Origin of the sequence: Silvibacterium dinghuense, assembly GCF_004123295.1 — a bacterium.
Lineage (GTDB): Bacteria > Acidobacteriota > Terriglobia > Terriglobales > Acidobacteriaceae > Silvibacterium > Silvibacterium dinghuense.
Genome location: NZ_SDMK01000001.1, coordinates 220,309 through 242,355 on the forward strand (window position 1 = coordinate 220,309; position 22,047 = coordinate 242,355).

At 60.5% G+C, this 22,047-nt stretch carries 19 protein-coding genes; 12 read left to right on the plus strand and 7 right to left on the minus strand.

Annotation, left to right across the window (positions count from 1 at the left end; genetic code table 11):
- Together ESZ00_RS00885 and ESZ00_RS00890 are read left to right on the plus strand one after the other, a co-directional pair.
- Window positions 1-609, plus strand: a complete 609-nt coding sequence (locus tag ESZ00_RS00885; RefSeq protein ID WP_129206293.1) for a response regulator transcription factor — start codon at window positions 1-3, stop codon at window positions 607-609.
- Window positions 610-843: 234 nt separating this feature from the next.
- Window positions 844-3,225 (plus strand): TonB-dependent receptor, encoded by a 2,382-nt coding sequence (locus ESZ00_RS00890; RefSeq protein ID WP_129206294.1) that lies wholly within the window; start codon window positions 844-846, stop codon window positions 3,223-3,225.
- A gap of 63 nt (window positions 3,226-3,288) precedes the next feature.
- Here ESZ00_RS00890 and ESZ00_RS00895 read toward each other — a convergent pair whose 3' ends face one another.
- Genes ESZ00_RS00895 through ESZ00_RS00905 form a run of 3 tightly spaced genes read right to left on the minus strand, consistent with a single transcriptional unit; the run spans window position 3,289 to window position 6,136 of the window.
- Window positions 3,289-3,963, minus strand: coding sequence for a lysophospholipid acyltransferase family protein (locus ESZ00_RS00895; RefSeq protein ID WP_129206295.1), 675 nt, complete (start codon window positions 3,961-3,963; stop codon window positions 3,289-3,291).
- 27 nt (window positions 3,964-3,990) lie between these two features.
- Complete coding sequence (locus tag ESZ00_RS00900) at window positions 3,991-5,238, minus strand: ABC transporter permease (protein ID WP_129206296.1); 1,248 nt, start codon at window positions 5,236-5,238, stop codon at window positions 3,991-3,993.
- Entirely contained in the window at window positions 5,231-6,136 is a 906-nt protein-coding gene (locus ESZ00_RS00905; RefSeq protein WP_129206297.1) for an ABC transporter ATP-binding protein, read from the minus strand. Before ESZ00_RS00905 ends, ESZ00_RS00900 begins: the two co-directional genes overlap by 8 nt.
- Window positions 6,137-6,364: 228 nt before the next feature.
- Between ESZ00_RS00905 and recG the strand changes: the two genes are divergently transcribed.
- Window positions 6,365-8,614 carry an ATP-dependent DNA helicase RecG gene (recG, locus tag ESZ00_RS00910; RefSeq protein WP_129206298.1) on the plus strand — a complete coding sequence of 750 codons (2,250 nt, stop codon included), beginning with the start codon at window positions 6,365-6,367 and terminating at the stop codon, window positions 8,612-8,614.
- Between the two features lie 41 nt (window positions 8,615-8,655).
- Here recG and ESZ00_RS00915 read toward each other — a convergent pair whose 3' ends face one another.
- Window positions 8,656-9,036, minus strand: coding sequence for a hypothetical protein (locus ESZ00_RS00915; protein WP_129206299.1), 381 nt, complete (start codon window positions 9,034-9,036; stop codon window positions 8,656-8,658).
- A gap of 265 nt (window positions 9,037-9,301) precedes the next feature.
- Here ESZ00_RS00915 and acpS point away from each other — a divergent pair, with 265 nt between their 5' ends.
- The 5 genes from acpS to ESZ00_RS00940 all read left to right on the plus strand — a co-directional run bounded on the left by acpS (window position 9,302) and on the right by ESZ00_RS00940 (window position 16,210).
- Window positions 9,302-9,679: a holo-ACP synthase gene (gene acpS / locus ESZ00_RS00920; RefSeq protein ID WP_129206300.1), complete on the plus strand. Its 378-nt coding sequence runs from the start codon at window positions 9,302-9,304 to the stop codon at window positions 9,677-9,679.
- 134 nt (window positions 9,680-9,813) lie between these two features.
- A complete protein-coding gene (locus ESZ00_RS00925; RefSeq protein WP_164981270.1) occupies window positions 9,814-10,890 on the plus strand; it encodes an MlaD family protein in 1,077 nt (358 codons plus the stop codon).
- A gap of 161 nt (window positions 10,891-11,051) precedes the next feature.
- Window positions 11,052-13,124 (plus strand): M13 family metallopeptidase, encoded by a 2,073-nt coding sequence (locus ESZ00_RS00930; RefSeq protein WP_129206301.1) that lies wholly within the window; start codon window positions 11,052-11,054, stop codon window positions 13,122-13,124.
- 380 nt (window positions 13,125-13,504) lie between these two features.
- Complete coding sequence (locus ESZ00_RS00935) at window positions 13,505-14,833, plus strand: lactonase family protein (RefSeq protein ID WP_129206302.1); 1,329 nt, start codon at window positions 13,505-13,507, stop codon at window positions 14,831-14,833.
- Between the two features lie 174 nt (window positions 14,834-15,007).
- Window positions 15,008-16,210 carry a lactonase family protein gene (locus ESZ00_RS00940; RefSeq protein WP_129206303.1) on the plus strand — a complete coding sequence of 401 codons (1,203 nt, stop codon included), beginning with the start codon at window positions 15,008-15,010 and terminating at the stop codon, window positions 16,208-16,210.
- Window positions 16,211-16,271: 61 nt separating this feature from the next.
- On the opposite strand, the gene ESZ00_RS00945 is transcribed toward ESZ00_RS00940, so the two are convergent.
- The 3 genes from ESZ00_RS00945 to pyrH all read right to left on the minus strand — a co-directional run bounded on the left by ESZ00_RS00945 (window position 16,272) and on the right by pyrH (window position 18,793).
- The gene (locus ESZ00_RS00945) at window positions 16,272-16,664 is read right to left on the minus strand and encodes a PilZ domain-containing protein (RefSeq protein ID WP_164981271.1); all 393 of its coding nucleotides are present in this window, start codon (window positions 16,662-16,664) and stop codon (window positions 16,272-16,274) included.
- A gap of 142 nt (window positions 16,665-16,806) precedes the next feature.
- Window positions 16,807-18,033 carry an acyltransferase family protein gene (locus ESZ00_RS00950; RefSeq protein ID WP_229740864.1) on the minus strand — a complete coding sequence of 409 codons (1,227 nt, stop codon included), beginning with the start codon at window positions 18,031-18,033 and terminating at the stop codon, window positions 16,807-16,809.
- Window positions 18,034-18,088: 55 nt separating this feature from the next.
- Window positions 18,089-18,793, minus strand: coding sequence for a UMP kinase (gene pyrH / locus ESZ00_RS00955; protein ID WP_229740865.1), 705 nt, complete (start codon window positions 18,791-18,793; stop codon window positions 18,089-18,091).
- A gap of 145 nt (window positions 18,794-18,938) precedes the next feature.
- Between pyrH and ESZ00_RS00960 the strand changes: the two genes are divergently transcribed.
- From ESZ00_RS00960 to ESZ00_RS00975, 4 genes are all read left to right on the plus strand, one after another.
- Window positions 18,939-19,907: a universal stress protein gene (locus ESZ00_RS00960; protein WP_129206306.1), complete on the plus strand. Its 969-nt coding sequence runs from the start codon at window positions 18,939-18,941 to the stop codon at window positions 19,905-19,907.
- 82 nt (window positions 19,908-19,989) lie between these two features.
- Window positions 19,990-20,244: a hypothetical protein gene (locus ESZ00_RS00965; RefSeq protein WP_129206307.1), complete on the plus strand. Its 255-nt coding sequence runs from the start codon at window positions 19,990-19,992 to the stop codon at window positions 20,242-20,244.
- A gap of 214 nt (window positions 20,245-20,458) precedes the next feature.
- A complete protein-coding gene (locus tag ESZ00_RS00970; protein WP_229740866.1) occupies window positions 20,459-21,061 on the plus strand; it encodes a Crp/Fnr family transcriptional regulator in 603 nt (200 codons plus the stop codon).
- 95 nt (window positions 21,062-21,156) lie between these two features.
- A complete protein-coding gene (locus tag ESZ00_RS00975; protein WP_129206309.1) occupies window positions 21,157-22,044 on the plus strand; it encodes a universal stress protein in 888 nt (295 codons plus the stop codon).
- Window positions 22,045-22,047 lie beyond the last annotated feature (3 nt).

Here is a 22,047-nt window from a genome sequence, read left to right on the forward strand (position 1 = left end):
ATGTCGATTCGTGTTGCGATTGCGGAAGATCAGGCCATGGTTCTGGGCGCTCTGGCTGCGCTGCTGGAGACGGAAAACGACATCCGCGTGTGCGGACGCGCTGCCAATGGCCGCGAGGCGTTGACAGCGATTGCGCAGCAGAAACCGGATGTGCTGGTGACCGACATCGAGATGCCGGAAATGACCGGGCTGACGCTGGCAGGCGAAGTGCGTGAGCGCTTTCCTCAAACGCGGGTCATCATCCTCACCACCTTCGCGCGGCCCGGATATCTGCGCCGCGCACTCGATGCCGGCGCGCGCGGTTATCTGCTGAAAGACCGGCCGGCGGCAGAGCTGGCAGAGGCCGTGCGGCGCGTGCATCGCGGACTGCGCGTCATCGATCCCGATCTTGCAGCAGAGGCGTGGGACAGCGGGCCCGATCCGCTGACCGAGCGCGAACGGCAGATTCTATGGCGAGCAGGTGAGGGCAAGTCGAGCGCAGAGATTGCAGCCGAACTCCGTCTCTCCGAAGGCACGGTGCGGAACTATCTCTCCGAGGCCATCAGCAAGCTGGGCGCGGCCAATCGCGTAGACGCGGCGCGCATCGCGCGGGCAAAAGGATGGCTATAGCGGCTGCTCAAGCGCTCTCATTATGAAACGGTTGCTCCGTTCAACGGATATTCACTCGCATTTCAAACTTCAAAGAGAAACCAGACTTACTGTTTGATACAGTTGGTCCGGTTTTGTCGCGCATAAGCCAAGTAAGTACAGGCGCGTCGTCCTTCCTATGAGCGCTGCAACCAAGGTTGCCGCGCTTTGCTGTGCAGGAACGAACCGGTCCCGCGCAAGTCTTTTGGAGGAACCGTGAACGCCTATCGATGGCCAGTCCTGCTGGCCGCTCTCACTCTGACTCTGCCCGCAGTGGCCCAGCAAACTTCCAGCCCTGCCTCTACCGCTCAAACCGATGCGCAGAGCACGAACACCTCGCAGGACCAGAAAATCTCCACATCCGAGACGGTCACCGTCACGGCTCCGGGTGAGACACGCGACACACAGTCCGTAGACAGCAAGGTGCTGCTGCAGCAGGCTCCGGGTACCAGCCCCATTGCCGTGCTGGGCCGCCTGCCCAGCGTGGAAGTGACCACAGCTGACCCCTACGGCGCCTACGAGTGGGCGCTGCGCATCTCGGTGCGCGGCTTCAACCAGAACCAGCTCGGCTTCACGCTCGATGACGTGCCGCTCGGCGACATGTCCTACGGCAACCTGAACGGCCTGCACATCAGCCGCGCCATCATCGACGAAGACATGGGCCGGGTGACGCTCTCGCAGGGCACCGGCGCGCTGGAAGTCGCCTCCACCAGCAACCTGGGCGGCGCGGTGCAGTTCTATTCCGCCGACCCGCTGGACAAGTTCCACTTCGATGCGCGCCAGTCCTTCGGCAGCTTCGACGGCGTGCGCAGCTATGGCCGGCTGGACAGCGGCCTGTTGCCGGGCGGAGGCAAATTTTACTTCGCCGGCGTATGGCAGCGCGCGGACAAGTGGAAGAGCGCGGGTCAGCGCAACCAGCGTTACGAGCAGTTCAACCTCAAGTACGTACAACCAGTAGGCGCGAACGGAACCTTCACTGCCTACGCCGATCTCTCCAACCGTCAGGAAGTCGACTACCAGGATCTCGACAAGATCTGGGTCAAGACGCTGGGCTACAACTGGGATAACTTCGGCAACTGGAACCAGGCACTGCAGGCCGCTGAGGCCTACCAGTCAGGCGGCACGATTGCCTATCCCAATCCGGTAAGCAAGCTGACTTCCAGCCAGGACCCGGAAGACGCGGCCTACTTCGGCGCCTCCGGCCTGCGCCGGGACAGGCTGGCCTACGTGAGCTACAAGACCGCCATCGGCACCCACCTCTTCTGGAAAACCACGGCCTACGGCCACGGCAACGACGGCGACGGTCTGTGGTTCACACCCTACCTGCCGACCTACAACTCCAACTATGAAGCAGTCTCGCCCATCTCGCTGCGCACCTCCGAATACGGCATCGAGCGCGGCGGCTTCCTCACCTCACTGAGCTTTGAGACCGCGAAGAACATGCTCGAGGGCGGCGCGTGGTTTGAGAAGGAAGATTTCACGCTGGCGCGGCGCTTCTACAACACCTCGCTCGCCGGCCCGATTCACTCCCTCTACGACTTCCCCACCAACCCCTTCTACACGCAGTGGGCCTACGAGTTCCCGAGCACCCTCTACGCGCTGCACCTGCAGGACAAGTACAAGATCAACGATAAGGTCACAGTCTCGGCGGGCTTCAAGGCTGAGGAGACCAACCAGACCGGCAACCTGAAGGCCTATAACACCGGCCTGGACCTGGCTCCGACGACAGTGGCCAGCAGCTACGCGCAGGGCAGCCTTGAGTCGGGCAGCCCCTTTCTGCCGCAGGTTGGCGTGGACTGGAAGCTCGACCAGAAGAGCGAAGTTTTTGCCGACGTGGCGAAGAACACGCGCGCCTATCAGACCGGCGGCCCGGGCTTCGGCACCTCGCCATGGGGAACCTCGCAGGCGGGCTTCGATGTGCTCACCAGCAGCCTGAAGCCGGAGAGCTCGTGGAGCGAGGAAGTGGGTTATCGCTACACGGATAACCGCGCCTCCATCCAGGCGAACTACTTCCATGTCAATTTCAGCAACCGCCTGCTGGCCATCCAGCAAGGCGCTGCTATCGCAGGTGACGCCTCGCTGCTTTCGAACGTCGGCGGGGTCACCACCAACGGCCTGGACGGCGCGGCCTCGGTGCAATTCGGCAACGGCTGGGTGCTCTATAACGGCCTGACCTTCAGCCGCTCCACCTACAACGACAACTACACATCGGACGGCACGGAGATCGAGACCGGCGGCAAGATCGTGGTCGATGCGCCGGAGTTCATGTGGAAGAACTCGCTGAGCTACAGCCACAAGGGCTTCGACGCGCACATCGGCTCGGACTACATGTCCAAGCGCTACTACACCTACACCGACGACAGCAGCGTGGACGGCCGCTTCCTGGCCGAGATGGGCACCTCCTACCACAAGGATGAGGTGGGCATCTTCGATCAGCTGAAGCTGCAGTTCAACATCTACAACCTGGCAAACGCGAAGTACTACTCGACAATCGGCACCAACGGCTTCATCGCTTCGGACCCGACCGGGGTTGGCAACAACACGCTGCAGGTGGGCGCGCCCCGCGCCTTTACCGGCACCTTCAGCATGCGGTTCTAACCGCACTGCGAAATAAAGGGCGCTGCCTGCGAGCGGCGCCTTTTTCTTTTGGCAGCTCTGAATTTACCCTGCGAAGTGCGCTTCCGCCTGGGCTCGGGCACGCTCAAGCGCGTCGTTCAGCTCCTGGCGCTTCGCTTCGAGCATCTCCGGCGAGTCATGAGGGCCGGGTGCGGGCACCGCGCGCGCCCAACTCACGGCGACACGGGAAAAGGGCTTCGGAATGAGGAACAGGTCCCAGGACTTCATCACCCAGGACTGCTCCGGCAACAGGTAAAAGCAGCCCATCTCCTGCCCGGTCATTTGCGCCAGCTTTACGGGGCCGATCTTGGTCTGGTAGATGGGGCCACGCGGGCCATCCGCCGTGAAAACAACCGGATCGCCCTTGGCGAGCACATCGCGCAGGGCAAGCAGCCCGGCCGCACCTCCACGTGAGCTCGAACCGCGCACCGCGTTGTAACCAAGCAGGCCGAGGGTGCGGGTAATGAGCTCACCGTCAAAGCTCTGGCTAATGAGAATGGAGCAGCGGAACTTGCGGAAGTACCAGCCGCAGGGCAGGGTGCAGCGATGCCAGAAGCAGAAGATGCCCTTCGCAGGCGGCGTCGCCGGAATCGCGCCCTCCTCTGCGATCACCTCAAAGCGCAGGGTCATGCCGATCGCGGCCAGAACCAACGCGGTGAGCCGCGGCACCACGGCCACGGCCACTCGCTGTCCAAAAGTAAAACGGCGTTCCGAGCTCACGCTCTCATTCTATTTCTATGGACACACTCAGCTGTAGCGCAGCCAGCGGAGTATCTCCGGCAAGGTGGCGCGCTTGCCGTACATCAGGATGCCGACGCGATAAATGCGCGAGGTGAACCAGACCACCACGGCGACCGAAAGCGCCAGAAGTCCGAGCGAAGCGGCAATCTGCCAGGCAGGCGGAAACTGCGAGGCCAGGCGGAGAAACATCGCAATCGGCGCGCAGGGCGGAAAGAGCGAAATGGCGACGGACCAGATGGAGTTCGGGTTCGACATGATGAAGGTGATCATGCCGAAGCTGAGCCATACCGGAACGGCAGCGAGCGGCGCATACTGCTGGAGCTCCTGCTCTGTGTCGCAGGTGGCGGCAATGCCAGCGAAAAACGTGCTGTAGAGCAGATAGCCGAGCAGAAAGTACACGGCGAAGAGCACGATCTGCAGCGGAGAGATTTCGATGCTCACACCACCGCTGGTCATCAGGCTCTGAGCCAGTGCGGTTCCGGCAAAAAGCGCCCCCGCCACACCCCAGATGGCGATTTGTGTAAGGCCAACAGCACCAATGCCAATGAGCTTGCCTGCGAGCAGGTCCGTGGCCTTCACGGTGGAGAGCATGACCTCAAAGATGCGCGAAGTCTTCTCCTGGATGACGGAACGGCCGACATTCATGCCGTACATCACGACGCTGAAGGTGAGCAGCAGAGCCATGGCATAGGCTGCCCAGAAGGTGCCCATGGCGCTGCTCTCGACCTCTTGGCCGTTCTTGATCTGCATGGTGTCGATATCGACGGTTCGCGTCAGCGCATCCACATCCTTTGTATCGATGCCGCGAGCGATGAGGCGATTGGCGACAAGGGCGTGGTTGAGAGCGCTATGCAGACGGCTTTCCGTAGCGAAGTCTCCAGAAGAGCGGGACTCATACTTCGCTTTCACGTTATTTGGAGAAGAAGTATCGATCCAAAGAAACCCGTCAATCTGCTTCTGATCCACCTTGCGGATCAGATCCGCATGTTGCTCTGGAGTTGCCGGGGAAACAACTTCGACCGTGGCCTGCGCATCGCGGTCGTTGGCGATCTGCCCGGCAACGCGGCTGGCCAGGTAGAAATCCGAGCTGGCAATCGCCAGATGCTTGCCGACGCCGGAATTCCGGGTGGCGAAAGTCATGACGCCGATAAGCCCGGCAAAAACGACAGGAATAAGAATCGTGGTGAGCTTGAAGGCCTTGCCTTTGACCTGCTCCAGGTACTCACGCTTTGCGATCAGCAGAATGTCACGCACGGACTTGTTCCCCCACGGTGCGGATGAAGATCTCTTCGAGAGACGGCTCTTTCAGCTCGAAGCGATAGAGAGTAGCCCGCTCGACGGCAGCGCAAAGCAACTGCTGCGCATCTGCATGCGGGTGGAGAGTGATTTCGACCTGGCCGCCGTAGTCCTTATAGGAGGCAATGGCAGGATGCTGGAGGAAGCTGTTGTCGCCGGTGTAGACAATCTCGACACGATCACGCTCGTAGCGGGATTTGACCTCACGCATCGAGCCGGAGAGCACCGCTTCGCCGCCATGGACGAGGCAGATGGCGTCGCACATCTTCTCCACCTGGTCCATGCGGTGGGTGGAGAAGAGGATGGCCCTACCAGCCTTCTTGAGCTCGATGAGCGTGTCCTGGAGCAGCGTGGCGTTCACCGGATCGAGACCGGAGAAGGGCTCGTCCATGATGATGAGCTCTGGCTCATGCAGCAGCGTGGCGATGAATTGAATCTTCTGCTGCATGCCCTTGGAAAGCTCTTCGGTCTTCTTCTGCGCGGCGTCGAGGATCTGCAGACGCTCGCACCACTCATGGGCCCGGCGAGCGGCGACGGCAGGTTCGAGCCCCCGGAGCTGCCCCATGAAAACGAGCTGCTCCATCACCTTCATCTTCTTGTAGAGGCCGCGCTCTTCGGGCAAATAGCCGACACGGCGCAGGCTCTCACGGGTAAAGGGCTTGCCAAAGAGGTTCACGGTGCCGGAATCCGGCATGGTGATGCCGATCATCATGCGGATGCTGGAGGTCTTCCCTGCTCCGTTCGGTCCAAGCAATCCAAACATCATGCCGGCGTCAATGCGCAGGCTTAATTCTTTAACCGCAACCTTGTTCTCATAGGACTTCGAGATGCGGTCCAGGTGCACCACAGTGGACATGCGTCGAACTCTCCCCTGGAATATCAGAACGAGTCTATCCCATGATTTCTATTGCTCCGAGGTAATAACTCCTGCTTCGCGTAGGGCGAATCGCCTTCGGCCTCCGCTCCCTTTGGTCGCGATCCCGCATTGCTGTGAGACCCACCCATGACCAAGTGCTTGTCATGGGTGGGGCAACCGGCTCGGCAAACGATCAGCGGGAGCAACAGCCCTTGATACCATCGGGGAGTGGTGCAGCTCGATACTCCGATCCAATTCGTCAAGGGCATCGGCCCGCAGATCGCCGCTACGCTTGCCGAGAAGGGCATTCTGACTGTCGAGGATCTGCTCTTCCATTTGCCTTTCCGCTATGAGGACCGCGCCCATCCGCGGGAGTTCTCCGACCTGCAGGCGGGCGAGATGGCGGCAGTGATTGCCGAGGTACGCGGCACGGCCACGCTCAAGACGCGCAATATGCCGATCTTCGAAATGACCGTGGGCCAGAACCAGGCAACGATGAAATGCATGTGGTTCCGGGGCACATATCTCGAAGGACGCTTCAAGCCGGGACAGATGCTGGCGCTCTACGGCAAGGTCGAGGGCTCGCGCTCGACGCGCGGCTTCAAGATGATCCAGCCGCAGATCGAGGTACTGCCGGACAACCCGGACGACGAAGCGCAGTTGCTTGAAGTGGGCCGCATCGTGCCGGTATACGAATCGCTGGGCGGCTCACGCTTCAGCTCGCGGTGGATCAGGCGGGTGCAGCATAATCTGCTCGAAGAGCTGCGTGGGCGCATCCCGGAGACATTGCCATCGACCATGGTCGAGCGGCTGGGACTGCCAAGCCGCGAAGAGGCGTTGCGGCTGGCACATTTTCCTCCGGCGGGAACGCCCATGACGGACCTGCAGGCCTCGGCAACAGCTGCGCACCGGCGGCTGATCTTCGAAGAACTCTTCTATCTGGAATTCGGGCTCGAGCTGAAGCGGCGCAAGCTGAAGGAACGAGCGGGCATCGCCTTTGAGACCGGCGACCATGTGCGCGAAGCGCTGCGGCAGGTACTGCCATTTCATCCTACCGGCGCGCAGAAGCGCTCGCTGGGCGAGATTGTGGGCGACATGCGGCAAAGCTCGCCGATGCGGCGGCTTTTGCAGGGCGATGTAGGCGCGGGCAAGACGATCGTGGCGCTGCAAGCCATGCTGGTGGCAATCGAGAACGGCTACCAGGCAGCATTGATGGCTCCGACTGAAATCCTGGCCACGCAGCACTCACTGGGCATCAAGAAACTGCTCGAAAAGAGCGGCCGCAAGTACAAAACCACGCTGCTGACCGGCTCGCTCGACGAAGAGCGCAAAAAGCTGGCACGGCGCGCGATCCACAACGGCACGGCGCAGCTGGTCATCGGCACGCATGCGCTCATCGAAGAGAAGGTGGAGTTCGCGAAGCTCGGCCTCGTGGTGGTCGACGAGCAGCACCGCTTCGGCGTGCTGCAGCGCTTCCGCATGATGAAGAAACCAGGTGAGGCCGATCCTGACGTGCTGGTGATGACAGCCACGCCAATCCCGCGCACGCTGGCGCTCTCGCTCTATGGAGATCTCGATGTAAGCGTGCTCGACGAGCTGCCGCCGGGGCGCACGCCCATCGTGACGAAACATGTGCCCGACGAGCGCGAGGTAGACGTATGGAAGCTGCTGCGGCAGCAGGTGGAGCGCGGCCATCAGGCCTACATCGTGTATCCGGTGATCGAGGGCTCGAAGGATGACCAGCCGGAGCTGGACTTTGCGCCGCCCGAGCCCGAAGAGCCGGCGAAACCGGCAAAGGGCAAGGCGCCCAAGGGCAAGAAGAAAAAGACCAAGGGCAAAGAGGAAGAGTTATTCGAGAAGCCGTCGCTCAAGTCCGCAACCGAAATGTACGAGAACCTGCGGGCCACGCACCTTGCCGGGCTGAAGCTGGGACTGTTGCACGGACGCCTCGACGCCGACGAGAAGGACATCATCATGCGGCGCTTCCAGCGTGGCGAGATCGATGTGCTCGTCTCAACCACGGTCATTGAAGTGGGCGTCGATGTACCGAATGCGAGCGTGATGGTCATTGAGCACGCAGAGCGCTTCGGACTGGCACAGCTGCATCAGCTGCGCGGGCGCGTAGGACGCGGCGCGGCGAAGTCCTACTGCATCCTGATGACCAGCGGGCGCGTATCGCCTGGCGGCGAGGAGCGCATTGCAGCCATGGTGCGCACGCAGAACGGCTTCGAGCTGGCAGAGATCGATCTGGAGCAGCGCGGCCCCGGTGAGGTTTTCGGCACGCGGCAGGCTGGGCTGCCGGATTTCCGCGTGGCCAATATTGTTCGCGATCGCGGCTTGCTGGAGCTGGCCAAGAGCGAGGCGGCGGGGTTTGTCGAAAACCGGCACGGCGAGACCAGCGATGAAGCCAAGCGAATGGTCTGGGCGCAGCTGCGCGGGCCATGGCAGCGGCGGTACGGACTGGTCGAGGTGGGCTGAGCCGGACTTTCCTGCACCATGCCTCAAAAGCAGAACGATCTCTAGACCTCGCGCAGTGAAAGCTCAGGATCGGCCACTCTGGCCGATGCATCGCCATAAATAACCAAGTCGATCCTGGCGATCCCATAGGCCTTTTCGCGCATGAGCCGCCGGGTACATGCGCAAAGCTCTGCCAGCTGGTAATGGGATTCGCGGCTGAGCTCGATGCCGGAGGCGACCAGCGCGGCATAAATCTCGATGCAGGTAGAGCGCACGAATTCAAAGTCGATCTCAGCGACTTCCCTGCCCTGCGTAGCCCGGGAAAGTACCCATCCACCACTGGCCAGCAACACGCCGCTGAGCAGACGCACCAGCTTCTCGGGATCCTCCCCGCTGGCCGCGGTCAACTTCAGCATTGGCGTCGATTCGTAACTTCCACGCATACTTTTCCTGATCGGACCGGGATTACGATTGCATAACGTCCGGCGCATGGTACTTTCGTGTGCTAAAGGATTCCCTTGTCTTACCGCAGCTACGACTGGCTCTGGGACTGAGATGCCGGATGAAGAAAACGCGGTCGCGGAACGCGCACATCTTCCCGCGTCAGCAGTTCTAAAAAGAACCGGCATGGTTACCAGCAAGAACAGGACGCGCCACCGCCCGGATCTGCTCTGGCCTGCATCGACTGATTTGCGGTAGCTTCAAACCATGCTGCTGGGCACCGGAATAGACCTGATCGAGATCGACCGCATTACCCAATCGGTGGAGCGTTACGGCGAACGCTTTCTGGAGCGCGTGTTCACACCCGGGGAGATCGCATACTGCTCACGCAAGAAAAATGCTGCCGAGAGCTATGCCGCTCGCTTTGCCGCCAAGGAAGCCGGAGCTAAAGCATTGGGAACCGGTATCCAGCACGGAGTGAACTGGAAGGAAATCGAGGTCCGCCGCCTGCCGGGCCAGCGTCCAACGCTGCATTTCAGCGGGCGCGCCGAAGAATTCGCCCGCCGGCTCGGGGTGCGGCATATTTCTCTGTCCCTTACCCACAGCCGCACCGTCGCCATGGCCTCGGTACACCTGGAAGACTGATTCAAAAAGAGATTCCTGCAACAGCTTTCTACCTGGGTGCATCCAACAGGCGGGTGTAGGGAAGATACACCCGCGTTTGCTATGCTCTGACCATAGCGCGATTGCAGTTTTAGCCTTTTTCCCCAAGGGGGCCTGTGCCGAACCAGCAGCAAGTTCAGTGGTCACAACTTAAGGTCGGCGTGCTGGTGATCGTTGCGCTTTCCGTTCTCGCCGCACTCGTCTTTCTGATGTCCGGCTCGACCGGCGGTTTCTGGAATGGGAAGATCACGATCCGCTCCTATTTCGAGAACTCGGCTGGCGTCAAGGTGGGAGCACCGGTCAACCTGGAAGGCGTCACTGTGGGCAATGTGAAGAGCATCCGCATTGTGCCTGAGCGCAAGCTCACGCCGGTGGAAGTGACCATGCGCATCAGTAAGAAGTACCTGGATGCCATTCACACTGATTCGAAGACCAGTCTGGAAACGGTAGGCGTCCTGGGCGACACGGTGGTCGATATCGCGAGCAAAGATGCGACCGGTCCTCAGATACAGAACAATGCCGAGTTGCAGACGACCGAGACGCCCAACCTGAGCGACGTCATCAAGTCGAGCCAGGGGACGATCGAGCAGCTCAATACCATCCTTGCGAAGGTCGATAACCTGGTGGACGCGCTGAACAGCGGCAAAGGCTCCATCGGCCAGCTGATCAATGACCCCACGCTTTACAACAAAGCGGTACTGACGGTGAACCAGCTCCAGGCCCTGATTGACGGCATTTCGAACGGCAAGGGCTCCATCGGCAAGCTGGTTTCCGACGATACGCTGTATACGCGCGCCAACGATACGGTAGGCCGGCTGCAGCATATTGCCGACGAACTGGACCAGGGCAAGGGATCCGCGGGCAAGCTTCTCAAGGATGACGCGCTCTACAACAACCTGAAGGAATCGACCGACAGCCTGAACCACCTGCTCGCCGGCATCAATCAAGGACAGGGCGCCATCGGCATGATGGCCAAGGATCCGAAGTTTGCCGCGCAGCTGAATGACACGGTAAACAAACTCGATTCCCTGCTGACGAGCGTTAACAGCGGCGAAGGCACGCTGGGACAGCTGGTGAAGAATCCCGCACTGTACAACCACAGCGACGAGATGATCCAGAACAGCAGCAACCTGGTCACGGCCATCCGCCAGAATCCGAAGAAATACCTGACCATCCACTTCAAAATCTTCTGAGATACCCCTTTCAGGAACCTTCCACAAGCCAGACTGGCGCCGGGCAAATCTGCCCGGCGTTTTTTCTTGTGTGAATGCGTGGTAATTTCCCTTCAGGCGTAATCACGCCGTAGTCCGCCGCTTTTGTCCACGGAGGGCGGCCTTTTACTTAGGGAGATCCGATGCAGCCGTTTCGCATGGCCAGTGTCCTTTTATTTTCGAGCAGTCTCGCGCTGGCGCAGTCCAGCCTGCTGCCCGCCGATTCCGCCTCGAGCGGTCCCACCACAGTGCCCAAGACACCGGTCAGCTTCGATCTGAGCGCCATCGACAAGACCGCCGACCCGTGCACCGACTTCTACACCTACGCCTGCGGCAACTGGCGGAAGAACAACCCCATCCCGAGCGACCAGTCGACCTGGGGCCGCTTCAATGAGCTGGCCGAGCACAACCGCTATCTGCTCTACCTCGATCTGAAGAAGGCAGCCGACGATCCGAAGACACCGCTGCAGAAGCAGTACGGCGACTTCTATGCTGCTTGCATGAACTCGGATCTCGCCGATCAGCTTGGGGCAAAGCCGATCCAGCCGGCGCTCGACAAGATCGACGCGCTCTCCTCGAAGAGCGGCCTGGCGGCACTGGCGGCAGACCTGGAGCAGAAGGACGGCACCGGGGTCTTCTTCGGCTTCGGCAGCGAGCAGGATCAGAAGGATGCGACCAAACAGATCGCCATCGTCATGCAGGGCGGACTCAGCCTTCCTGACCGCGACTACTACCTCGCCGACAACCCGCGCATGGCGAAGATCCGCGAGCAGTACAAGGAATACGCCGTGGCCCTCTTCAAGCTGGCCGGCGACAATGACGAGAAGGCGGCCAGCGAAGCCGATGCCGTCCTGACCATTGAGACGGCGCTGGCCAAGGGCTCCATGCCGCGCGTGGACATGCGCGATCCGGACAAGATTTACCACCCTCAACCAGTTTCCGGGCTGAAGCTGCTGGCTCCAGACTTTGCCTGGGATACCTATTTCGCCGGAACCCCGGCTCCGGCCATCGACAGCCTCAACGTCGCCACGCCGGATTATTTCAAGGCATTCAATGCGGTTATCGACCAGCAGAGCCTGGACGCGATCAAGAGCTATCTCCGGTTCCACGCCATCAACGGCGCAGCCTCGTGGCTCTCGTCTTCCTTCGACGACCTGCATTTTGGCTTCTTCAGCAAGACGCTGCAAGGGCAGGATCAGCAGTCGGCGCGCTGGAAGCGGTGCACAGCTCTGACCGATCGCGCCCTGGGTGAGGCCGTAGGCCAGGACTGGGTGAAGGAGAACTTTCCTCCCGCAGCCAAGGAAAACATGGACAAGCTGGTCGATGCCCTCGACACCTCGCTCAACAAGGACATTCAGAACCTTCCCTGGATGAGCCCGGAGACCAAGAAGCAGGCCGAAGTCAAGCTAGCCGCCTTCCGCCGCAAGATCGGCTATCCGGAGAACTGGCGCGACTACTCGAAGCTCGAGGTCAAGCGCGACGACCTGCTCGGCAATATCCATCGCTCGGACGCTTTCGAGACCACCCGAGACCTGCAGAAGATCGGCAAACCGGTGGACGAAAAGGAATGGGGTATGACGCCCCCGACCGTCAACGCCTATTACGATCCCAGCAACAACGACATCAACTTCCCGGCCGGCATCCTGCAGCCGCCGTTCTATGACGTCACCAAGGACCCGGCGGTGAACTTCGGCGCCATCGGCGTGGTCATCGGCCACGAAATGACCCATGGCTTCGACGACGAGGGCAGCCAGTATGACGCCAAGGGCAATGTCGTGAACTGGTGGACGCCTGAGGACAAGAAGCAGTTTGACCAGCGCACGGGCTGTGAGGTGAACGAATACGGCAACTTTGAGCCGGTCCCGGGCACCAAGCTGAACGGCAAGCTGACGCTCGGCGAGAATACTGCCGACAACGGCGGCATCCGCATCGCCTACCAGGCGCTCATGTCGGTACTGGCCGAAGAGGGCAAGAAGGCCGAAAACCAGAAGATCGATGGCTATACGCCGGAACAGCGCTTCTTCATCGCCTTCGCCCAGGTCTGGTGCGAAAACCGTACCGACCAGGTACAGCGTGTACGCGCCCTGACCGATCCGCACTCCCCGGGCCGGTTCCGGACCAACGGTACGGTGCAGAACTTCGAGGCCTTCGGCAAGGCTTTCGGCTGCAAGAAGGGCCAGCCGATGGTGCCCGACAACCCCTGCGTGGTCTGGTAGTCCGGACACGCACAAAACCGGCGGCCGGGGAATTCCGATCCCCCGGCCGTTTCCCTTTTCTGGAGCCCCGGCCGACCCGGGAAAGCTTCAGGAGAACCAAACCAGCGCGGGCTGCCCAATTTCCGCAACAAATCTTGCCGGAAGCTCCTAACTATCTGTTCCCTGGCACCGTCCAAACAACGCAGAAGAGGCAAGGAGCCGAAAGCCCCCGCACCCGTCTCCTTCCTGTTGCAAAGTAAACGACTTGTCCGAGAGTGTGTGTACCGGGACGTTCGCTGCCTCTGCTATAGCCGAAAGCGCGTCCAGCTTTTACAATGCAGACGGGAGATATCCCTGATCCAGTTGCCTGGCGAACTGTCACCCCAGGATGAAGGAAGCGCATGAAGTTTAAGAAATATGGCCAGTTGGTCCTGGCTCTGGTTGTATCCCTAGGTTTTTGCCTGAGTCTTACATCCTGCACCGTCGATTACACCATCGCCTACCTGTATGTCACCGGCGAACAGTACAACCAGATCGGCGCTTTCAAGATTGCCAATAACACCGGAAATCTCACTGCTATCCAGAACCAGCCATTCGGCTCCGGTGGAACCAATCCGGTACGCTCCCTTGTCTCTACGACGGGCCGCTACCTCTATGTGCTCAACGAGGGCTCGCTGGACAGCTCGACCGAGACCTACAGCGGCAGCAACGTTGCCGTGTTCTCGGTGGGCGGCGACGGCACTCTGGCCACCCAGCAGACCTACACCAGCCAGGGAAATGCGCCTCTCCGCTTCGCTCTGAGCTCGAGCGGCAGCTTCATGTATGTGCTGGATCAGTACGAGCCGACCACTGCCGGCGACACAGGCGAGACTTTTGACAGCCTGTCTGCAGCGACTGCGGCTGGCTATCCATGCCCCGACCCGAGCACCAGCGGCCTCTACCACCCGGTAGGCGACATCACCGCCTTCAGCGTGGACTCAAACACCGGCCGCCTCTCGTTGATCACCAATGCGCAGCAGACCACTTCGAGCGGCACGCAGCTGCCCTACTTCCCGGTGGGCTGCAACCCGATCGACTTCAAGGTCGGCGCGTCCTATGTCTATACGGTGAACCAGACCGACGCTTCGGGATCGAATGTCACCAGCGTCTACATCTACGCGCTGAACTCGAGCAGCGGCCAACTGACGGTCAGCTCTTCAAGCCCGCAGACGATCACCAGCGCCGAAACCATCACCATGATCGGCTCTGACCAGGCTTCGAAGTACATCTACCTGCTCGATTCGGGCCTGGACCAGATCGATGCCTATACCATCGGCACCAACGGCGTACTGCAGGCGATCTCGAACAGTCCGTTCACGAACAGCCAGTCGGCTGCCGGCAACCCGGTACAGCTGACCTCGGACAGCAAGAGCAAGTTCCTCTACGTCGCCAACGACGGCCCGTCCTCGACCCTGGGCAATACCAGCAGCGACATCAGCGCCTATACGATTGCGTCTAACGGCGTGCTGGCCAGTGTCAGCGGGGCGCCGTTCGGCACCGGATCGAGCCCGCGCTGCATCATCGAGGATCCCTCGAACCAGTACATCTTCACCGCGGATTACACCAGCAGCACGGTGACCGGTCACGTACTCGACCCGAACTCGGGCGTGCTGACCGATCTGCGGAACAAGACCAGCTATGCGACGGTGGGCAATCCCACCTGGTGCGTGGCCGACAGCCATACCGACTAAGGTCGGAGCCGTATCTGGGCGGTGCCGCGGGGCTCATTGAGGCCTTACGCACCGCCCGAATCATATAAGCCCCGGCCATGAGAGGCTCCGAGAGCTCTCCATATCCGGGATTTACAATGCAAGCGGGAGCTTTCCCGACATCGACCACCTGGGCCGCCAGGACGAAGGAAACACATGAAGTTCAGCAAATTGAGCCAGGGGTTGTTGGCCGCCGCCGTCTCGCTGGGAGCCGGACTGGGCATCACCTCCTGCGGTGAAAGCAACACCATCGACTATCTCTATGTGACGGCCTCCAAAAATAACCCGGGCCAGATCAGCGTCTACCGCGTCGATCTTGAGTCCGGCGCTCTGACCCAGATTCAGGACTCGCCCTACACCGCTGGCCGCGATCCGGTGGGCATTGTGACATCGCCCAATGGCAGCTATCTGTATGTCATCAATCACGATGACAACACCATTCAGAAGTTCGACGTCGGCACGGATGCCAAGCTCTATCCCCGCAATACCTACAACACAGTTGGTACCGAGCCGCAGGCCATCGCGATCAATGCTGCGGGCACCTACCTTTACGTTGTGGATACCTATCAGCCAGGCTATACCGACACTAATTCTGGCCCGGGTGATATCGAGGTCTATCCGATCAACAGTGACGGAAGCCTGGGTACGGCTGTCACCAACGGCAGCCTGAGCTACTTCCCGGTGCAGGATAACCCCATGAGCGTCAACGTCACCGAGAACAACGACTTCGTTTACGTGGTCAACCAGAACACCTCGGCGGGCGCGGGCACCATATCGGCCTTCTCGGTAGGCACCTCCGGCGCACTGACCGCCATCAGCGGCAGCCCCTTCAGCGCAGGTGTTACGCCCAATGCGAGCGTCAGCGATCCGACCAGCCGCTTCTACTACGTAACGGACAGCTCAACCAACCAGCTGATCGCCTACACTATCGGCTCAACCGGCGCGCTGACCCCGCTTGAGAACGGTCCGTTCTCGACCGGCACCTATCCAGACGGCATCACCATCGACCCGAGCGGCAGCTACATCTACGTCTCGAACTACAACTCGAACAGCGTGAGCGCCTATTCCATCACGCAGTCGACGGGCGCACCTTCGGGTCTCGCTGGATCGTCCACCTACTCGACCGACACCGGCCCGACCTGCGTGCTGGTTGAACCGGCCTTCGGCAAGTTCCTCTACACGACGAACTTCCTGGGCAATACGGTTTCGGGCTTCGAGCTGAACACCAACTCCGGTGTGCTCACGGGCACGGAAAACTCGCCCTACCCGAGCGCTGGCCAGCCAACCTGCGTCGCTGCCGTCACCCACGGCAACCACGCCGGCGAGCACGTTCAGTCCACCTCCGGAAACGGCGCTTAATCGCCCCTCCGCACCGAGGAAAATGGCCTGCCGATTTCGGCAGGCCATTTTCTTTTCCGATCTATTCCGCTGCAGCCTCAGGAGTTGGGTTCACTTCATGCTTCTCCGGGCACGGTGCGCCATTCAGCGCCTTCAGCTCTTCCACCAGCATCTCAATCTGCCAGGCGATACGTGGGCTCATGGGCAAAAAAGCGATCCCCACTCCTGTACGCGGACGCAGAACGAGGATATTCCCGGCTACCCGGATACAGATCTTCCGTGTCTCGAAATAGACCTCGACGTGTGTTCCCCGCTCCAGATTTACTGTGGGTGCCTCGATGAAGCACCCGGAGCGGCTCAAATCATGAATTTCTCCCTGAAGTTTGAGGCCGATGTGCGGCACCTCGATCTCCGCGTGCCCCTCACATAGAAAGCGAGGCTCGCGCCTGCGCTCCGCGCAAGGTGACTGCGGCATAGGCTCCGCAACTCCTGCTGCGCTCGCTTCCTTTGGCTCCTGCAACCCCTCAGGAACATCCGGCGGACGTTTTTCCTCTGCCAATGCGCCCTCCAAAAGCTCCATCGGCAAACACGGGAAAAGTATGATCGCAGTGCTGGACCTAGACCCGGGAAGCGCCCCAGCTACGAATCCAGCGTTGGCTGGGTCGCTCAACCGTGAACATGACCACCATCGCACCGGCGATCAGTAGAAGATAGCTCAACCAGGGATCGTATGAGGCCAGGTGGAGACGATCGAGGATATGCGAGTCATGGATCAGGTTCCAGAGATTGAAGTGCAGGATGTAGAGGCAATAGCTGGCTTTGCCCACAGTCCGGAAAGGCAGCCAGCCAAAGAACCGGGCAATCAGGTTCTGTCCCGCCAGGCCGAGGATGGCCAGCGCGAAGAGCGGCATCAGCAGGCCGTCATGCATCAGCGGATACGGCATGTGGTCGCCAAAATAGAGCACCGCGTAGAGCCCGGACATACCGAGAATCCCATACAGAAGCCGTCGGAGGCTCGTGCGGGGGATCATGGCGTCGAGATCGGCCAGCGCAATGCCAAAAAGGAAGGACGGCACATGGGGCGGCGGCGTGAACTTCAGCGCCCGTATCCAGAAGCCATCGGTGTAGCGGCCGGGGTGAAGGTCTCCATCCGGGTGCAGCCACATATAAAGGCTGGGCAGGATCATACCCAGCACCCATAAGCCGGCCATGACGCCCAGCAAGGCTCCCATCCGCTTCGGACGCTTCCACAGCACCACGACCGGGAAGATGAGATAGAAGAAGGCCTCGGTGCACATGGTCCAGGCCGGCGTATTCCAGAAGGTCGCCAGCAGCGGATGCCAGGCCTGCAGCAGCAGCGGGGTCAAAATCACGCCCAGAGCGAACTGAGCATGGCTACGTGCTTGCCACTCAGCAGCAAGCATGCCGAGCGAAAGAATCAGCGCAAAGACGTAAACCGGGTAGAGGCGGGAAAAACGCGCCAGCCAGAAACGCCGCGGGCGCAACTGGCCGGCAGCCGCGCGATCGGCATAGTTGTAGGCCAGGATGTAGCCCGACATCAGCAGGAAAAAACTGACCGAGGTATAGCCGTTATCGACAATCGGGGCAAAAGGGCCGAACCACTTCGGATTCGAGAAGTGGAAGAAGACAATATTCAGTGCCGCAAAGCAGCGCAGCCCAGTCAACGCGGGCAGGATTTCCTTTTTCGGACGGCTGGCATTCCCGGCAGCAGCCGGAGGCGCCTGTGACTGGCCAGCCTGAATAGGAGGATCGAGCACCGCGGAACCGGCAGAAGGCTGGCTCGCCACGGGGGAGGTGGGCGCGAATTGGTTCGAAAGACTCAAAACCACTCCCCCGTTGGACGGGCTCCTGGCCGAATAAGTTCTAGCCGGAGAAACTTTAGGCCGTCACCAGCGATCCGACTTTTTCGCCTGCGATGACGCGGCGGATATTGCCGGAATGATTCATATTAAAGATGATCATCGGCAGATTGTTATCCTTGCACAGGCTCACCGCGGTAGTATCCATGACCTTCAGACCCAGCCGCAGGATTTCCATGTAGGTAATCTGCTCGAATTTGACGGCATCCTTGGTGATAACGGGATCGGCATTGTAGATGCCTTCCACCTTGGTTGCCTTGAGCAGCACATCGGCCTTGATCTCCATTGCCCGGAGCGAAGCCGCCGTATCGGTGGAGAAATAAGGATTTCCAGTGCCAGCAGCAAAGATCACCACCCTGCCTTTTTCCAGATGCCGGATGGCCCGGCGCCGAATATAAGGCTCGGCGACCTGATTCATCTCGATTGCGGACATGACACGGCAGTGCAGTCCCTGCTTTTCAAGCGCATCCTGAATCGCGAGCGCATTGATCACCGTGGCCAGCATGCCCATGTTGTCGGCCGAAACGCGGTCCATGGCCTTTGCTTGTTCGGCAACGCCACGAAAGAAATTCCCGCCCCCGACGACGATGGCCACTTCCACGCCCTGAGCGTGTACTTCCGCGATTTCTGCTGCGATCTCGTGAACGCGGACCACATCCACGCCAAAGCCCTTGCCTGCGGCCAGAGCTTCCCCTGAGAGTTTGAGGACGACCCGTTTATACATGCTCCTTGAAGTATCGCATGGCATGCTTTCCGACGCACAGCCTTGCCCCTCCGAACCGCGATAGCACCCTCTCTGCAAGGCCTGTGACGGCCGTCACTGCCAGGCACCGGCAAGCGGCTGGATAGTAGAGCTGTCAGGAGGGACTATGTCCTACCTCTTCGCAAACAGCGACACGCAACGCCAGCTGCTTATCGCACCATCACAGATCGTCGTTGCCACCGACCTTACGGACAGCGAGATTCTTCTGCCGCACATCGTCTCTCAGGCTCTCGCCCATCACGCGCATGTCACTCTGGTGCACGCCATCCTGCCAGCGAACCTGCTGACACTGGATGGCACCCTGTCGTACCCCGAGCAGGAAAGGCTGGATCGCAGCATCACCGGCATGGTCATCGATTTCGGAGCGCGCATCCGCGCTCTGGGCGTCAGCTGCGATGTGGTAGCTGAGCACGGTTTCAGCGCCGATGTGATCCGGAAGCAGATCGAAACGCGCCAGGCGACCCGGCTGATCGTGGCCACCCACGGACGGGGCAAGCTCGGCCGCCTGGCCCTTGGCTCCGTAGCGGCCGAGCTGCTTCGCAGCATCACGGTTCCGATCTTCGCTGTAGGCCGGCATGCCGCATCACAGGTAATGCGGCATGCAACACCCCGCAAGATCCTTCACCCCGTTTCGCTTACCGGCAATTCCCTGGCGCATGCCGAGTTCGTCCATGCCGTAGCCGCCGATTGCGGAGCACAGCTTACCCTGCTGCACGTTCTCGAGGCGGATCAGCCAGGGAGAACCGACCAAGCCGTTCTTCGTGCTCAACATGCGCTCAGAGAACTACTGCCGTCTTCCGGGCTCCAGACCAAGGTCGATATCCAGGTATGCCTCGGAGAACGGACCGAAAAAATTCTCGAGTATGCCGATCGTATCTCGGCGGATTGGATTATAGCTGGCCTGGGCGCCAAGCCACCTTACTGGCCTCTCCAGGAAAGCACCGCCTATCGCCTGATGGCCAGCGCACTATGCCCGGTCTTTACCTGCGGCCGGAAAGCCATCGGGGAAAAGCCTCCGCTTGCGGCACTGGAAGAGAGCAGAGTTTCGGCCCAGGCGGGCAAGCTCTATTCGTGAAAGGTCTCACCCGTAGCTGCGGGGAGCAATCTCCAGGCTACGGCGACCGGCAAACCATCGAGCTCGATAGAAAGGAATCCGTATGCATTGCGCCAACCCTTCATGCCAGGTAGAAGCCAAATACTTTCGCAGCGGCAGCCTGCATTCGGTCGATTGCGGACAGGGCGGCCAGAAGCAGGAAAAGCGGCAGCGAATCGTCTGGCTCTGCCCGCATTGCACCCGCGAATGGACCGTCGAGAGCTGGCGACCCGCCGGCGAACAGCTCCGCCGTAAACCTCATGCCGAATTCTCCCCGATGGAGTCCTACTCTGAAGCTGAACTCGTTCTGCACGGATAATCTCCCCGGAAGAGACAGATGGAACGCGTACCTTGCAGGAAATAGCGATCAGGAGCACCATGAGAGACAGACTTCGGAACAGCCGATTCCCTCTCCCCTGGTGCCTATGCCATTACCCGGACGCACAGGTGCAGAGAACTGCCTGAACTGCTCGCAACGTTCTCTCCGCCTTTTCTGTAACCTCGACGACGAGGCTCTGCTTCGCCTGGATGCCATGGGTGTCTTCGTATCCCTGCCCGGACGCGCCGTGCTGTTTGAAGAGGGAGAAGCTCTGCGCGACGTATTCATCGTCTGCGACGGCCAGCTCAAGCTCTCGGCGACCTCACGTGAAGGCAGGACCATGATCCTGCGCCTGGCTGCGGCCGGCGATGTGCTGGGACTCAGCGCCGCGCTGAACAATCTTCCCCATGAAGTCACAGCGGAAACGCTCGAACCCACGCGTCTTAAGGCCATTCGACGGCATGAATTTCTGGCCTTCCTCGAAAGCTATCGCCAGGTGGGTAACAATACCGCGCGCGTGATGGCCCGCGAGTATCAGGAAGTCTTTCTCGACGCCCGCCGGCTCGCGCTGTCCGGCTCTGCGGCAAGCCGGCTAGGCACTCTACTGCTGGAATGGGGCCGTGCTGCGGCATGCGGCAAACCGGAGCTGCGCTTTACCATGGCCTTGACGCACGAAGAGCTGGCCAGCATGGCCGGCACCTCGCGTGAGACCGTCACGCGCCTGCTCAACCGCTTCGAAAAGAGCCATCTCATTCTGCGCAAGGGCGCGACGCTCACCATCCTCGATCCGGATGGACTGGTCGCCTCCTCGGATTAAGCCGCAGCCTGTGATCCTCGTCACAGGCTGCGGTGACTCGAATCACCGCAGAAATAGCCAAAACGCGCGATAGTCATGGCGAAGGGAAAACTGCCATGCAAACCAGTCTTAAATTCTCCACCATCGTCCTCGCTACCGATCTCGGCATGACCGCATCTTCGGCACTCCGCTATGCGCAGGCCCTGGCTCGGCAGCACGGCGCAACGCTGATCATCGTGCATGTGATCGACCCGGTAGGCTATGCCTTTCCCGAGGGCACAACGCAATTCGCAAGACTCGAGGAGCAGGCACGGCACGAGGTCGAACGCATGGAGGCCGAACTCCGGCTGCAGAATATTCCCGTGCATTCTGTGCTGGCACGCGGCACGATCTGCGAACGCATTCTGCAGGCAGTGCAAGACCACCATGCTGACCTCCTGGTGCTGGGAACACGCGCTCGCACAGAGGCGGGACGCGCAGCGTTGGGAATGATCGCCCGCCATCTGCTGGCCGAAGCTCCATGCCCCATCCTCACCGTTTCCCCCGATGCCGAAGCATTGCTTCCCTGGGCAGGCCACTGGCGGCGCGTGCTTGCCGCTACGGACTTCTCTGCTGCTTCGCTGACAGCGCTCGAGACGGCGCATCGCATCGCCAATTCGCACCTGGTCGCATTGCATGTCTCTCCGAGCACAGGCAACGAGCAATCCCTCAAGCTGGAACAGTTACGCTTCATCGCGCCCTTCAACGAATCGCATACCGTGCCCGTGGAGCATGTCGTCACACCAGGCGACCCGGCAGAGACGATCGCCAGCTATGCCCGCAGACTTCACGCCGATCTGGTTGTTCTCGGAGCTCCGGATAATGAGCTGTCAGAAGAGGATTACCCTTCGAGCACGATTCTGAATGTGATTGCGCATGTGCCTTGCCCAGTCCTGTGCGTACGCGCGGGAGTTCAGACTGACGCGACAGCAGCATTTGCGGCCGAAGCCGCTGTCCCGTGCTGAAGG

Coding starts and splice junctions, on each gene's coding strand:
- ESZ00_RS00885 (WP_129206293.1), top strand. CDS start 1: ATGTCGATTCGTGTTGCGATTGCGGAAGATCAGGCCATGGTTCTGGGC.
- ESZ00_RS00905 (WP_129206297.1), bottom strand. CDS start 6,136: ATGTCCACTGTGGTGCACCTGGACCGCATCTCGAAGTCCTATGAGAAC.
- ESZ00_RS00915 (WP_129206299.1), bottom strand. CDS start 9,036: ATGCGTGGAAGTTACGAATCGACGCCAATGCTGAAGTTGACCGCGGCC.
- acpS (WP_129206300.1), top strand. CDS start 9,302: ATGCTGCTGGGCACCGGAATAGACCTGATCGAGATCGACCGCATTACC.
- ESZ00_RS00930 (WP_129206301.1), top strand. CDS start 11,052: ATGCAGCCGTTTCGCATGGCCAGTGTCCTTTTATTTTCGAGCAGTCTC.
- ESZ00_RS00935 (WP_129206302.1), top strand. CDS start 13,505: ATGAAGTTTAAGAAATATGGCCAGTTGGTCCTGGCTCTGGTTGTATCC.
- ESZ00_RS00940 (WP_129206303.1), top strand. CDS start 15,008: ATGAAGTTCAGCAAATTGAGCCAGGGGTTGTTGGCCGCCGCCGTCTCG.
- ESZ00_RS00945 (WP_164981271.1), bottom strand. CDS start 16,664: ATGCCGCAGTCACCTTGCGCGGAGCGCAGGCGCGAGCCTCGCTTTCTA.
- pyrH (WP_229740865.1), bottom strand. CDS start 18,793: ATGTATAAACGGGTCGTCCTCAAACTCTCAGGGGAAGCTCTGGCCGCA.
- ESZ00_RS00960 (WP_129206306.1), top strand. CDS start 18,939: ATGTCCTACCTCTTCGCAAACAGCGACACGCAACGCCAGCTGCTTATC.
- ESZ00_RS00965 (WP_129206307.1), top strand. CDS start 19,990: ATGCATTGCGCCAACCCTTCATGCCAGGTAGAAGCCAAATACTTTCGC.
- ESZ00_RS00970 (WP_229740866.1), top strand. CDS start 20,459: ATGGGTGTCTTCGTATCCCTGCCCGGACGCGCCGTGCTGTTTGAAGAG.
- ESZ00_RS00975 (WP_129206309.1), top strand. CDS start 21,157: ATGCAAACCAGTCTTAAATTCTCCACCATCGTCCTCGCTACCGATCTC.